We start from the raw sequence: 14,050 nt of genomic DNA, 5'->3' as shown, positions 1-14,050 counted from the left end.
TTTAGTAGAACTGCTGGCCTGTGCGGCGGGTGTAGACCTGGCGGGCCAGGCGCTCCCCTGCGGCCATCCAGGCCTTGTACTTCAGCGGACTCAGCACCTGGTCGTAGCAGCCGACGAAGTCGGTGACGGTCTTGCTGAAGCTGGTCTTGAACAGGCCCAGGCCGTGGAACGGGTTGGATGTGTCCTTGAGCTGGTCGCTCGGAGGCGTGCCGCAGAAGTCGTACTCGGTGCAGCCCAGCTCCTTGAGCTGGTTCATGGCGGTCCACTGGACGAGGTGCGAATCGCCGTACTGGCTGCGTTTCTGCAGCGAGCCGCCATCCTTGTAGGTGCCTTTGCGGCCGTAGTTGATGACGAAGGCGCCCACGGACGGCACGCCGTTCTCCTGGACGAACAGCAGCCGGCCCTGGTCCCGGTTGATGAAGTTGGTCCAGAACTGGCGGTAATACTCGAATTCGCGGACCCGGACCTGCGACTTGGCCTCCACCGTGGTGGTCATCAGGGCATACATGGCCCGGAAGTTCTCTTCGGTGGGCTCCGCTGTGCGGACCTCCACGCCCTCGCGGATGGCCCGGCGGACGGCGTTGCGGCCGCGGGAGTGGAGGTTGCGCAACAGTTGGTTCTCCTCCGGGGAGATATCCAGCAATGCAGTCGAGTCATTGGGCTGCAGGTTGTGGGTCTTGACCAGCCCTGCCCCTTCGATGACACGCCTTGCTTCGTCGGTCAGCACGATGTCCGGCTCGATCTTGATGGCAAAAACGCCCAGCTTCGCCCGCTTCACGAACTCAGCGTTGGCTGCCGCGATGCCCGGGATGTCGTCGACGGAGGCCACGTCGGGGCCCTTGATCAGGTACCAGAGTTTGCCCAGGAGGGGGAAGGACTTCTCCAGGACGAGGTTGTAGCTCGTATAGTCGGCCGTCTCGTAAACGAGGTGAAGGGGTTTCCAGCCGAAGTGCTGTTTGACGTCTGCGAAGGCCTCCGACTGAAGGAGATTGCCGCCATTGGGGTTCGCGGTGACGTGCGCATCCCACGTGGCGATCTCTTCGGCGGAGGCAAAGCGGGCAGTGAATTCTCGCAAGTGTTCCTGGTTCAAAGCCAGCGACATCCAATCTTTGCGTTCGGTGCTTCGACGGCACGCCCGGGCGCGCAGACTCAAGTCTATCGGCTACGCCTTGGCGCACGCTGAAAAGGCCCTGCGGGGGTGGCTCATCTGCCCACAGGCTCGAACGTGCCGTTCCGGACCCGCGGAAGGAGTATTGGGCCCTGACGAACGGAGCTGGGCCCTAAACCTTTATGCGCTCCACAAAGGCCGCGATGCGGCTGCCGGTGTCTGCTTGGGAGATCATGGCTGTAATCGACTGGACCTCGTCGGCGAGGTGCCCGGCATAAGCCGAGAGTCTTGCCGCGGTCAGCAGCCGCTTCGTCGGGCCCAGCATCTGGGTGGCCCCACCGGCGAGTTGCGCTGCCAGCTCCACGGTCCTGCCATGCAGTTCGGATTCCTCAACCAGCTCTGTGACGAGCCCCCAGTCCAAGGCCTCCTTAGCAGCTGCCACGCGGCCGCCCAGGCCCATCTCCGCGGCGCGGCGCGGTCCGACCACCTGGGGGAGCAGGTAGGAGACTCCGCAATCGGGGGTCAATCCGACTCGTGAGTAGGCGCTCAGAAACGATGCGGCTGGTGTGGCGATCACGAAGTCCGCATTGAGCACCAGACCGAGCCCTGCCCCAGCGGCTGCACCCTGCACGGCGGCTACTGTCACGAGCCTGGACCGCGCCAGAGCCAGAAGTCCTTCATGCATTTTTCCAGCAAGAGTCCGCAGGAAGCCGGCGGGATCCTCGGAATTCGCCATGCCGGCCAAATCGCCGCCGCCGCAGAAGTATTTGCCCGCACCTTGAAGAATGAGGACATGGCACCCGGGGTCGGCCTCGGCCTGGGATACGGCTGCACAGAATTCCTCGGCCATAGCAATTGTCAGGGCATTGGCCTGTTCCGGGCGATTCAATGTCAGCCACACGGTTGCGCCGTCCCGCGTGACTTTGATGTGCTCGAAGTTCATTCGTTTCCTTCCATTGACCTGCCCGGCAGGGTCCCTAGATCCTGCCGGCTGTGAGCACGCGGCTGAGGAACTGCCGGGTCCGCTCTTCACTCGGGTTCTCGAAAATCTCTTCGGGGGTTCCACGTTCGAGGATTTTGCCTCGGTGAAGGAAGCAGACCTGTGAAGCAACCTCCCGTGCGAATCCCATCTCGTGCGTGGCAAGGAGCATGGTCAGGCCGCCGACCGCAAGTTCCCGAATAATTTCGAGTACGCCGCCAACGAGCTCGGGATCGAGCGCGGCCGTGATTTCGTCGAGCAGCAGCACCTCCGGATCCATGGCCATGGCCCTGACGATGGCGACGCGCTGTTGCTGCCCCCCGGACAGGGAGTCCGGGTAGGACCCGGCCTTGTCTTTGAGGCCGATCTTGTCCAGCAGCTCCATTGCACGCTCCGCGGCGACCGCTTTGGGGATGCCGCCGATCATGGTGGGAGCGAGGGTGATGTTGTTCAGCACCGACATGTGTGGAAAGAGGTTGTAGGACTGGAAAACAATCCCGACCTTCCGGCGCAGCGCGTTGAGATCGACGCCGAGGCCAGTCACCTGGTCGCCGCCAACCAGGATTTCGCCGGAACCGATGGTCTCCAGCGCGTTGATGCAACGCAACAGGGTCGACTTACCGGAGCCGGAAGCCCCGATGAGGCAGACGACCTCGTGCTTGGCTACCTCGAGCGAGACGCCCTGGAGGATGGGCGTCTGGCCGTAGGACTTGTGGAGGTCGCGGATCTGCAGAAATGTCATGGCGGTTCCTAATCTGACCCGGCTCGACGCCGAGCCTGATCCTTTTCGACCATCCGGTCCACAAAGCGGGACTGCGGGATGGTGACCAGTACGAAGATGATGGCGACCACGGCAACCGGCGACAGGTTGAATACCGACGATGCCGCCAAGCGCGATTGGGTGAACGCGTCGATGACGCCCATGACGCCGATGAGTGCCGTGTCCTTTTGCAGGCCGATGAAGTCGTTCAGCAGCGGCGGGATCACCCGCCGCACAGCCTGCGGCACGATGACCTTGCGCAACGTCATCGTGTAGGAGAGACCGAGGGAGCGTGCCGCCGCCCACTGGCTGGGGTGGATCGACTCGAGTCCGGCGCGGTAGACCTCGGCAACATAGGCCCCATAGGTGAGGGTCAAGGCAAAAATGGCCAGCCAGATGGGCGGCAGGTCCTTGAACACCGGCACCTTTGCCAGCGACAAGCCGAAGCCCACCAGGTAGAGCACGATGATTCCCGGGATGGCCCGGAAAGTGTCGGTATAGAGGATGGCGATGGCACGCAGGGGCCGACCGGCCCGGCCCGGAAGCATCCGCATGATGGCGATGGCCAGGCCGAGGACCAGGACCAGGGTTTCGGCCCCGATAGACACCTGGACATTCACCCAGAAAGCCTTTGCGATGTCCCCCCAGGTTTCGGCGATGAACGAACCGCGAAGGAAGGTACGGGCAATGGCGCCGTCGTTTGTCACGGCAAAGCCCACAAGGCATGCCAGCAGGAACACCGCCGCCGAATAGCCCATGCTGGTCAAGGCAGATTCCCGCCCGAGGGCGGCAGTATGGCGCGCCTCGACGATCCTGTCCTGGCGCATCAGCGAGCTCCGCCGCCTGGCCCGGGCCAAGGCCCGGATGGCCGGGATGACCGGCGCCCAGGCGGCCACGGAACCGAGCGTGACCACCAGGGCGGTGGCCAGGCCGTAGGAACCGTACAGTGACTGGACGCCACTGAGTGCAAAGTAGGCACTTCCTGCGGCGACAATCACGACGATGATCGCGGTGGCGGCCAGCGGCAGGACAGCCGATGGAGTGGAGCGGCGTGGCTGGACGGTTTCCAGGACACCTTCCCGGGTAGTCATCAGGTCATTCATGGAGCCGCGAACACCGGAACCTTGGCCGGATCGCCGCCAAGCGTCGGGCCAAGCCAGCTGGCCGACAGCTTTTCGAGTGTCCCGTCAGCGCTCATTGCGGCGATTGCTTTGTCCATCGGTGCGGCGTTGGCAGAACCCTTCGGATAGATGGCACCGTACTGCTCGCCCGTCTTGTACTGCCCTACAACTTCCAGGGCACCGGAGGAACCCTTGGCGAAACCGAGCATGATCGCCGTGTCCTGGACGGCTGCGTCAATCTGTCCGGAAGCCACGGCGGTCACCATGGTGTCGGTGTCCTGGAAGACTCTGGCGGGCGTGGAAGGCTGGGTCTTATCCTTCACGAAGTCCACCGACGTGGTGCCCAGCGCAACACCGAGCTTCATTGAGGAGATGTTGGCCGCCGTAAGGTCCGAGCCCTTCTTGACCAGGACCGCGACGTTGGAGTCAAAGTACGGCTTGGAGAACTGGACCACCTCTTCCCGGGCCGGCGTGATGGACACCTGGGCCATCGCGATGTCGTAATCCTTGGTCTGGCCTGCGACGAGTGCATCGAAGGACGCATTCATGACCTTGACGCTGGACAGGCCCGCGCGGTGGGCGATGTTCGCGGCGAGGCAATATTCATAGCCGCCATCGATGGTTTCAGGAGACGTGCCCTTCCACCAGCCGGGCGACGGGAGGTTTGTCTGGACCGTGAGCGTGTCCGGTGTGACCGGATTGATCGAAATCGAGCCTTTCTCGCCATAAACCGTGCAGGAGCCGAAGTCGCTGGCCTTCGGCGTGGCGGCACCGCCGCAGGCGGACAGGGTCAGGCTCGCCGCGGCAGCAGCTGCCGCAATGGTTCCAAGCCGGTATCTAGCCATCGTTTCGCTTCCGTTCTGTTGCTGACAGGGAAACCCGGTACTGACTCGCTGTACAGGTAATAGCTAGACTGTGCCGCGCCTCACACGGCATGTCAACCGTTCCTCAAATGTTTCTGCGGGCGGAGGGCGCCGCTAGAGTGCGAGTCATGAAGAGAATGAGCGCCCAGGCGCGCCGGGTGGAAGTACTCGAGGCGACCCTGAAGAAGATCCGCGAAAAAGGCATGACCGCGATGCGGATTACGGACGTTGCGAGTGCGATGGATGTTAGCCCGGCGTTGATCATCTACCACTTTGAAACCAAGGAGAACCTGCTTGTCGAAGCGCTGAAGCACGCCGCTGAACGTGACTTGCTGAAGCTGCATCGAATCATGCGAGAAACCACTTCGCCCGCCGCCCGGCTGATGGCTGCCCTCGACTGGTATGCGCCAACAGGGCCGGCCAGGGGCTGGCAGGTCTGGGTGGACGGCTGGTCCGCCGCCATGCGCGATATGACGCTTTCCAAGGTTTTCTCCGATCTCCAGGACCAATGGACCGACGTCATTGCCAGGGTGATCGATGAAGGCGTGGCTGAGGGCGTCTTCCACACCGACGATGCGCATGATGCCGCCACCAGGATTACCTCCCTCCTCGACGGCCTCGCCGTGCGGATGTTGGTTCACAAGGTCGAGTTCAAGCGCGGGGTCCTGCGTGGCTGGCTTGTTCGTCAGGTGGCCTGGGAGCTTGGCGTCGAGGAATCGGACCTCGTGCCGCAGCCCGGGTGAGACCCCTCTTGACAAGCTCTCGAGATGCAATACAGACTGACTCATCATTCAGTAAGAAGTTGCACGCGAATCAGGAGCCGAGCTATGTCGATCGCAGTCGAAGAGAAGCACACGCTGACCACGCAGCCGCCCCTCCTTGAGGTGACGTGGACCGATCCTGTGAGTGGATGCCGAGGGTTTCTCGTCATTGACCGTCTTGTCAGAGGAGTCTGCAGCGGCGGTCTCCGTATGCGGAAAGGCTGCACCCTCGAAGAGGTCCGCGGCCTGGCCGCAGGCATGACGTTGAAGGAGAGCCTCTACTACCGGCCAGAGAACCGCTACGTGCCGCTCGGCGGGGCCAAGGGCGGAATCGACTGCGATCCCCACGATCCGGACATGCGCGGTGTCCTGGCGCGTTACATCCACGGAATCAGCGCCCTGCTCGAGTCACATTGGGCAATGGGCGAGGACCTTGGGCTTCAACAGAAGCTCATTGACAACGTCATCGCCGAGCTCGGTTTGCAGAGTTCGATTCAGGCCGTCTACCCGCTGCTTGAAGACCGGGCAAGCGCGATCGAGCGCCTGGACAAGGCCTTCCGCATCGACGTGGACGGCATCGGACTCGGCGAGCTGGCCGGCGGACTCGGTGTTGCGGAGTCGGTACTGGCGGCCCTTGACGAACTGGGCCGGCCAATCGCCGGAACCCGGGTGGTCATCCAGGGCTTTGGCTCGATGGGCGGGGCGACTGCCCGGTACCTGGCCCGGGCAGGAATGCTCGTCGTCGGTATTGCCGATGCCAACGGAGTCATCGTCAATCCCGCGGGCCTGGACGTAGAAACCCTGCTGAAGTCACGGAACTCCTTCGGCGAAATCGACAGGTCCGCCCTGCGGTCCGAAGACGCCGAACTGCCGAGCAGCCGGTGGCTTGCCGTGGAAACGGATGTCCTGGTGCCGGCCGCGATCTCCTATTGCATCACCCCGGAAAACCAAAGCCAGATCACGGCATCGCTCATCGTCGAGGCGGCGAACATGCCTGTGCTGCCGGCGGCCGAGGTTCTCCTGGCCGCCCGCGGCACGCAGGTCGTACCGGACTTCGTGTCCAACTCGGCAACCAACGCATGGTGGTGGTGGACGCTGTTCGGTGACATTGGCGACGACGCCGGGCAGTCCGAGGCCAAAATCCGCTCCGAGATGAGGCGGATAGTCACCGATATGTTCGCCCGAGCAGGGCACCGCGGCACCACCCTCCGCGAGGCTGCCCTGGCGTTCACCGCTGACCAGCTCCGGGCGATCGAGACCCGCTTTGGGCGGTCATGACACAGCAAGAGCAGCTCGTTAGCGAGTTCCCAAGCGAAGTCCTGGCCCCGTCCTCACTTGATCCGTTCCGCAACCCGGTATCCGTTGCCGTGGTGGGCGCTTCCGATGACCCGTCGAAATGGGGCTACTGGCTGGCTCAAGGAGCCTTGGGTGGAAGGCACCGCCGTCCCGTTTATCTCATCAACAGCACGGCAAAGATGGTGCACGGGGAACGCGCCTACCCGAGCGTTTCGGAACTGCCCGAAGCGCCGGAACTGGTTGTCCTCTCCGTCCCTCCGCGATTCATTGAAGGTGTGGTCGTGGAGTCGCTTGCCAAGGGCGTCAAGGCGTTTCTCGGCATCACCGCCGGCGTGCCGGACGAAGAGCGCATCGGCAGCATGATCAGGGCCGCTGGAGCACGCATCATCGGCCCCAACAGCCTGGGGATCTATGATGCTCCCGCTGAATTGCAGCTCACCTGGGGCCACTTCAAGGCTGGCTCCCTGGCAATCGTTTCGCAAAGCGGCCAACTCGGCTCCGAGATAGCCAAGCTCGGTGCCCGCGCCGGACTTGGCGTGTCCCGCTTCATCTCCCTAGGCAACCAGCTCGACGTCGGCGCCCCCGAATTGCTCGAAGACCTCCTGGACCACGATGCGACACAGATGATCGCCCTCTACCTTGAGAGCTTCGCTGATGGCCGGTGCCTGGTGAAGACCCTGCGCAGCTTGCGCGAAGCCGGGAAACAGACGATCATCCTGACCACCGGTGCGAGCGAGGGCAGCCAGCGGCTCGCCCGCTCGCACACCGGTTCGTTGACCTCGGCGCTGGCCACCGTCGACGCAGCCTGCCGTGCTGCCGGCGCCATCCGGGTGTCCACGCCGAATGAACTTGTCGACGTGGCGCGCTACCTGGGTGTTGCCCCCAAGCCGCGGGGCCGGCGCGTCGCCGTCGTCAGTGACAGCGGAGGACAGGGCGGCATCGCCGCCGATGTCGCCGCGGCCTGCGGTCTGGCCACCCCGGTGTTCTCGGATGCTCTGCAGTCAAGCCTGGCCAGGGTCCTGCCGGTCGGAGCCGGCGTCTCCAACCCGGTCGACCTGGCCGGTGCCGGGGAGGCGGATCTGAACGTCTACGCGGAACTGAGCCGGCGGCTCCTCGAGTCCGGCGAGGTCGACGCCCTCGTACTCTCCGGCTATCTGGGTTGCTACGGTGAAGATACGGCGGGGATCGAGGATGCTGAACTTGCCGTCATCGACCGCATGGGGGAAGCCGCCCGGAGCTCGCAGTTGCCCCTTATTGTGCACAGCATGAGTCCGGACTCAACAGCCGTGGGCAGGATGCGGGACCACGGAATCCCCGTGTTTGCCGGCATCGAGTTCGCCATGAAAGCGGTGGCCCAGGCGGCGGATCTGGCAGCCTGGCCGGGCCGTGAGACTAAGGGGCCCGACGCCGCCCGGAGCCTTCCGGAGCCAGGTTATTGGGCCGCACGGGGCTTCCTCGCCGAGCTTGGCATCGCCGTCCCTGCCGGAAGGCGGATCTCCTCCCGGGAGGAGTTGGAAGAGGCCGGCCAGCGGCTGGGCTTTCCGCTTGTCCTCAAGGCCGGTTGGCTCGAGCACAAGAGCGAGCACGGCGGTGTCAAGCTTGGCCTCGATTCGCCCGAGCAACTCGTGGCCGCCTACGAGGATATGCGGGGGCGCCTCGGTGACGGGGAGTATGTTGTGGAGGAGCAAGACACGCGGTCCAGCGCGGTTGAGATGCTCGTCGGCGGGCGGCAGGACCCGGATTTCGGGCCGTTAATCGCAGTCGGCGCGGGCGGCACGGAGGCCGAGCTTCACCGTGACGTCTGCGTGGAACTCGCCCCGGTGGACCACGCAACCGCGCTCGGCATGATCCGGCGGCTCAGATGCTTCCCCCTTCTGGACGGCTGGCGCGGCAACGCGGCCGCGGACATCGACGCCCTCGCGGCCATCGTCGTCTCCGGCTCGGAAGCCATCGCTGCCAGCCCCGAACTGAGCGAATTCGAAGTTAACCCCATCCGTGTTGCACCCCAGGGTGCATTGGCTGTCGACGCCCTGCTCGTCCCAGCCACCGCGGTCACAGCATGAAGGAGAACCCCGTGAGCGTTCCTGACATCCGCAATGAGTTCGCTGGGCGCGTGACCGTCGTGACCGGCGGCGGCTCAGGCATCGGCCGGGCCATCGCCCAAAGGTACGGTGCTGCCGGCGGCAAAGTAATTGTCCTCGGCCGGCGCGAAGAGCCGCTCAAGGAAACCGTTGCACTGATCGCCGCAGCCGGCGGATCGGCCGACTATGTGACGTGCGATGTCCGCGACGCCGCAGCCGTTGCCGAAGCGATCGACGGCGTCGTGGCCCGCGAAGGGCGCATCGATGGCCTGGTCAACAACGCCGCAGGCAACTTCGTGGCGCCGGGTGAGAGCCTCAGCCCTAACGGGTGGAAGGCCGTAATCGACATCGTCCTGAATGGCTCCTTCTATGCGACCCACGCCGCTGCCCAGCACATGCTCGCAGCCGGTTCGGGCTCGATCCTCAACGTCATCGCCACCTACGCCTGGCACGGCCATCCCGGCACTGTCCACAGTGCTGCCGCCAAGGGGGGCATCGTAGCGATGACCCGCACGCTTGCCGTCGAATGGGCTGCCCGGGGCGTCCGCGTCAACTGCATTGCACCAGGACCCACAGAGACCGAGGGGGCAGGCAAGGCCCTGTGGGGCACCGATGCCGCGCGCGCCCGCGTCCGGGGCGGCGTGCCCGCGGGACGGTTCGCGAGTCCGGAAGAGATTGCCGAATCGGCTTCCTTCCTGATGAGCGACCGTGCCGACTACATTACCGGCGAGGTTCTCGTCGTCGACGGCGGCCAGTGGCTGGGCAAGTCCGTCTACACGGATGAAAAGGGCAATTCATGAGCATCATGACCGGAGGGGAAGCACTCGTTGCCGGTCTGGCCGAACATGGCGTGGATACTATCTTCGGCATCCCCGGTACCCACAATCTTTCCGCGTACGCGGCCCTCGCCAAATACGGCATAACGCACATCTCGCCGCGTCACGAACAGGGCGCCGCCTATGCCGCCGACGGCTTTGCGCGCTCCACCGGGCGCCCGGGGATTGTCCTGACAACCACGGGACCGGCAATTCTCAATGCGGCCGCCGCGGCCGCGCAGGCCTATTCGGACTCCGTGCCGGTGCTGTTCATCTCCCCGGGGATGCCGCTGCGCCACCCGGGACGCGGCAACGGATTGCTGCACGAGGTCAAGGACCAGAGCGCTGCGATGGCTTCGCTCGTTGCCTACAGCCACCGCGTCACCAGCGTTGAGGAAATCCCCCTGGCTGTTGCCCAGGCGTTCGCCGCGATGTCGACAGGCCGCCCGCGCCCCGTGCACCTTGAAATCCCCCTTGATCTTCTCGATGAATCCGCTGAGGTTGTCCTCGTCAAGCCTGTTTCGGCAGGAGTCCTCAACGCTCCCGCCGACGCTGTAGCAGCCGCTGGCGCAGCCTTGTCCGCCGCCGAAAGGCCGCTCCTGATTGTTGGCGGCGGGGCTTCCCGGGCGTCCGCCCAGGTCAAGGCCATTGCCGAAGCACTTGGTGCGCCCGTGCTCGCCACGGCCAATGGCAAAGGCACCCTTCCGGAAGACCACGCACTGTCGATCGGCGCGGGTCTTCAGCACCGGGCGGTTCTCGACGCCATCGACGACAGCGATTGCGTGCTCGCGATCGGCACCGAACTGGCGCCTTCGGACTGGTGGAACGGTCTGCCCGAGTTCACGGGCAAACTGATCCGCATCGACGTCGACGCCACGTCGGTCAACACGAACGCCGTGCCGGCCCTGGGACTCGTCGGTGACAGCGCGGCCGTGCTGGAGGCGCTGCTCGCGGGTCTGGACGGCACCAAGAACGACGGCAGCGGCCGCGCAGCCAGCTGGCGGGAACGGTTCCAGGCCGACGCCCAGGCCGAGGGCGGGCCGTGGCTGGCGATCGTGGCGGGCATCGCCGAAGCCTTGCCCCGGAACGGGATCGTTGCTGCCGACAGTTCGATGTCGTGCTACTACGGTGCGCTGTCCAACCTGCCGTTGTACCGCCCGAACGCATTCCTCTACCCGAGCGGCGCAGGCACCCTCGGCTACGGGCTTCCGGCCGGCATCGGTGCCAAGGTTGCCAACCCGGTGGTGCCAGTTCTGGTGCTGCAGGGGGACGGCGGCATCATGTTCACGGTGGCGGAGCTCGCGATGGCCGCGGAACTGCGCCTCGCGCTGCCCATCGTCGTCGTGGACAACGGCGGCTACGGTGAGATCCGCAACGAAATGGCCGACCGCAACGAACCAGTCCATGCCGTCGCCCTGGGGCGGCCGGACTTCGTGGCGTTGGCCCGTTCGCTCGGCTGCGAGGCGGCCCACCTGGAGTCGGCCGCCGATCTGCCCCGGGCCATCAAGACCGCATTGGACGGCGACCGCCCCACAGTCCTGCATCTGCGCGAGCAGAGCCGCGCGTCGGAGGCCATGCTGTGAACGCGCCGCTGACGGATACCTACCGCGACGACGCCCTGATCGGTGGCGCCTGGGTCCAGGCGCCGGCGACGGACGACGTCGAGAATCCTGCCACTGAAACGGTCATCGGCACGAGCGCCTTGTGCGACGGATCCATGGTCGATGCGGCGGTCACCGCCGCCCGCAAGGCGGCCCGAGGCTGGGCATTGACGCCGGCCGCCGCACGCGCGGACGCCATCGCTGCCTTGGCCCGGGCCCTGCGCAGCATGCGCGACGAGCTCGTCGACGTCACGGTTGCCGAGGTGGGCGTTTCGGTCGTCAACGCACGCGCCTGGCATGTTGACCTCGCGATCGAGCTGATCGAGTCGGCATCTGCCAACGCACGGAACTATGACTTCGAGCAGGAGCTCGGCAATTCACTCCTGATCCGCAAACCGGTGGGGGTGGTGGCCTGCATTACGCCATGGAACTACCCGCTGTACCAACTCGCCGCCAAAGTCGGGCCGGCTTTGGCGGCCGGCTGCACGGTGGTCCTGAAGCCTGCCGCGCTCGCACCGTTGTCGTCGTACCTTTTCGCGGAAGCGACCATTGCCGCCGGGGTGCCCGAGGGCGTGTTCAACCTGGTTCCTGGCGCCGGCAGCGTGGTCGGTTCTGCACTGACGACCCATCCCGACGTCGATCTGGTGTCCTTCACCGGTTCGACCGCAGTGGGCCGGCAGGTCGGGGCCGACGCCGCGGCCCAACTCAAGCGCGTCTGCCTGGAGCTCGGCGGAAAGTCCTCAAGCATCGTCTGCGAAGACGCCGATCTCAAGAGCGCCGTGGAAGCCAGCGTCGACTCGGCCATGCTCAACAGCGGCCAGACCTGCAGTGCCTGGACCAGGCTGCTCGTCCCGGCCCCTCGGTACGAGGAAGCGCTGGCCATTGCGGGCGATCATGCCAACAGCCTCGTCGTCGGTGATCCGCAGTCCGAAGAGACTGATGTCGGACCGCTCATCAGCGCCAAACAGCGCAACGACGTTGCCGGCGTGATCGACGCCGCCATCGCCCGCGGAGCACGCGCAGTGGCCGGCGGTTCATCCCGCCCGAGCGAGAGGGGGCACTACGTGAGCCCGACCATCCTCGCCGATCTGGATCCCTCCGATCCGGCCAGCCAATCGGAAATCTTCGGTCCGGTACTCGTCGTCCACCCCTACAACGGCGAAACGGAAGCCATCGAGATTGCCAACGGTACCCCTTACGGTCTGGGTGGAGCAGTCTGGGCCGGCACCGAGGCCCGCGCCCTCGGGATCGCGCGGCAGCTGGACACCGGACAGGTCGACATCAACGGTGCCGCATTCAATCCGGAAGCGCCCTTTGGCGGCTGGAAGGCATCCGGTATGGGCCGCGAACTCGGCGTCGCCGGCCTGGAGGAATACACCGAAATCACGGCGGTTCAGCGGTGAACCGTCCCCAAACCATTCGTGCCGACAACTGCTAACGCACAAGAAAGAAACAGGAGAAAACCATGGCCAAAAAAGCCACTGAGTACTGGCCGCTAAGCGATGAGCAACGCGACATCGTTGAGTTGTGTAGGCAGTTTGCCAGCGAAGAAATCCGTCCCCGCGGCCGTGAAGTTGACGAGGCGGACGTGGTGTCGCCCGTTGACATCTTCCACAGTGCTGCGAAGATCGGCATCACCGACTTCATGCTTCCCGAGGAGTATGGCGGCGGCGGATTCACCGATGCCTTCACGCAATGCCTCGTCCAGGAGCAGTTGTGCTGGGGGGACCCTGGCATCGGCAACTTCGTCTGCTCGAACGGATTTTTTGCTGATCCGGTCCTCGCGCTCGGCACACCCGAGCAGAAGGAAAAGTGGCTCTCTCCGCTGGTCGGTCCCAATGCCTCCTTCACGTCTCTCGCCACGTCGGAACCCGGCTCGGGATCGGACTCGGCGTCGATCGTGACCCGGGCCAACAAGGTCGCAGGCGGCTATTCGATCAGCGGCCAGAAAGCGTGGATCTCCAACGCCGGTCTCGCCGACCAGTATGTGGTGTTCGCCAAGACTGACCCGACGCAGCGCTCGAAAGGTGTTTCGGCCTTCCTGATCAAAAAGGGTGCCGAGGGCATGACCTTCGGCGAGCCGATGAAGAAAATGGGCCAGCGCGCCATAGTCTGCCGCGAGATCTTCTTCGACAACGTCTTCGTCCCGGAAGAGGACCGCCTTGGCGGTGAGGGCCAGGGCTTCTACGGCCTCATGGAGACGTTCGACATCTCGCGAGTGGTTCTTGCCGCGGCGGCAAGCGGTGCGGCCCGCGCCGCCTACGAGTACGCGCTCGACTACGCCCGCACCCGCACGCAGTTCGGCAAGCCGATCATCGAGCACCAGGCCGTGGCCTTCCGCCTGGCCGACATGGCGACCCGCATCGAGTCCTCCTGGCTGATGACTCTGCACGCCGCCCGGCAGCTCGACGCCGGCGAGAACGTCAACGGCCTCGCCGCCATGGCCAAGCTCCAGGCTTCGGAGACGGCCATGTTCTGCACCTGGGGTGCGGTCCAGACGCTGGGCGGCTGGGGATACTCGCGCGAGTATCCCGTGGAGCAGTGGATGCGTGACGCGAAGCTTGAGGAAATCGAAGAGGGCACCTCGGACATCATGCGGCTCGTGATCTCCCGCAACCTCTAGCCGGCGAGCCGCGTTTCCATTCGAGGTCAAAGCAACAGAAGG

12 protein-coding genes are annotated in these 14,050 nt (G+C 64.9%); 7 read left to right on the top strand and 5 right to left on the bottom strand.

The genetic code is table 11. From position 1 onward, the window contains the following. Position 1: 1 nt before the first annotated feature. The 5 genes from ACQCSU_RS15550 to ACQCSU_RS15530 form a co-directional block, all read right to left on the bottom strand. On the bottom strand, positions 2-1,075 hold the full coding sequence (locus tag ACQCSU_RS15550) for a lipid II:glycine glycyltransferase FemX (RefSeq protein ID WP_426976167.1): 1,074 nt from the start codon (positions 1,073-1,075) through the stop codon (positions 2-4). 205 nt (positions 1,076-1,280) lie between these two features. Then, on the bottom strand, positions 1,281-2,051 hold the full coding sequence (locus ACQCSU_RS15545; RefSeq protein WP_426976166.1) for an enoyl-CoA hydratase/isomerase family protein: 771 nt from the start codon (positions 2,049-2,051) through the stop codon (positions 1,281-1,283). 34 nt (positions 2,052-2,085) lie between these two features. Then, positions 2,086-2,829: an amino acid ABC transporter ATP-binding protein gene (locus ACQCSU_RS15540; RefSeq protein WP_426976165.1), complete on the bottom strand. Its 744-nt coding sequence runs from the start codon at positions 2,827-2,829 to the stop codon at positions 2,086-2,088. A gap of 8 nt (positions 2,830-2,837) precedes the next feature. Then, positions 2,838-3,938 (bottom strand): amino acid ABC transporter permease, encoded by a 1,101-nt coding sequence (locus ACQCSU_RS15535; protein ID WP_426976164.1) that lies wholly within the window; start codon positions 3,936-3,938, stop codon positions 2,838-2,840. Positions 3,939-3,946: 8 nt separating this feature from the next. After that, the gene (locus ACQCSU_RS15530) at positions 3,947-4,813 is read right to left on the bottom strand and encodes an ABC transporter substrate-binding protein (protein ID WP_426976163.1); all 867 of its coding nucleotides are present in this window, start codon (positions 4,811-4,813) and stop codon (positions 3,947-3,949) included. Positions 4,814-4,968: 155 nt separating this feature from the next. On the opposite strand from ACQCSU_RS15530, the gene ACQCSU_RS15525 reads away from it, so the two are divergent. The 7 genes from ACQCSU_RS15525 to ACQCSU_RS15495 all read left to right on the top strand — a co-directional run bounded on the left by ACQCSU_RS15525 (position 4,969) and on the right by ACQCSU_RS15495 (position 14,008). After that, entirely contained in the window at positions 4,969-5,574 is a 606-nt protein-coding gene (locus ACQCSU_RS15525) for a TetR/AcrR family transcriptional regulator (protein WP_426976162.1), read from the top strand. An 84-nt stretch (positions 5,575-5,658) separates the two neighbouring features. Further along, positions 5,659-6,870 carry a Glu/Leu/Phe/Val dehydrogenase dimerization domain-containing protein gene (locus ACQCSU_RS15520; protein ID WP_426976161.1) on the top strand — a complete coding sequence of 404 codons (1,212 nt, stop codon included), beginning with the start codon at positions 5,659-5,661 and terminating at the stop codon, positions 6,868-6,870. Next, positions 6,867-8,951, top strand: coding sequence for an acetate--CoA ligase family protein (locus ACQCSU_RS15515; protein ID WP_426976160.1), 2,085 nt, complete (start codon positions 6,867-6,869; stop codon positions 8,949-8,951). The genes ACQCSU_RS15520 and ACQCSU_RS15515 overlap by 4 nt, the downstream gene beginning before the upstream one ends. 11 nt (positions 8,952-8,962) lie before the next feature. Then, the gene (locus ACQCSU_RS15510) at positions 8,963-9,769 is read left to right on the top strand and encodes an SDR family oxidoreductase (protein WP_426976159.1); all 807 of its coding nucleotides are present in this window, start codon (positions 8,963-8,965) and stop codon (positions 9,767-9,769) included. Further along, positions 9,766-11,367, top strand: a complete 1,602-nt coding sequence (locus tag ACQCSU_RS15505; RefSeq protein WP_426976158.1) for a thiamine pyrophosphate-binding protein — start codon at positions 9,766-9,768, stop codon at positions 11,365-11,367. The genes ACQCSU_RS15510 and ACQCSU_RS15505 overlap by 4 nt, the downstream gene beginning before the upstream one ends. Further along, the gene (locus tag ACQCSU_RS15500) at positions 11,364-12,788 is read left to right on the top strand and encodes an aldehyde dehydrogenase family protein (protein ID WP_426976157.1); all 1,425 of its coding nucleotides are present in this window, start codon (positions 11,364-11,366) and stop codon (positions 12,786-12,788) included. The genes ACQCSU_RS15505 and ACQCSU_RS15500 overlap by 4 nt, the downstream gene beginning before the upstream one ends. 62 nt (positions 12,789-12,850) lie before the next feature. After that, positions 12,851-14,008, top strand: coding sequence for an acyl-CoA dehydrogenase family protein (locus ACQCSU_RS15495; protein ID WP_426976156.1), 1,158 nt, complete (start codon positions 12,851-12,853; stop codon positions 14,006-14,008). Positions 14,009-14,050: the final 42 nt, after the last annotated feature.

Source organism: Pseudarthrobacter sp. O4 (assembly GCF_050157025.1).
GTDB lineage: Bacteria > Actinomycetota > Actinomycetes > Actinomycetales > Micrococcaceae > Arthrobacter.
Note: the sequence above shows the minus strand (reverse complement) of the source record. Positions and strands in the feature narration are given on the sequence as shown.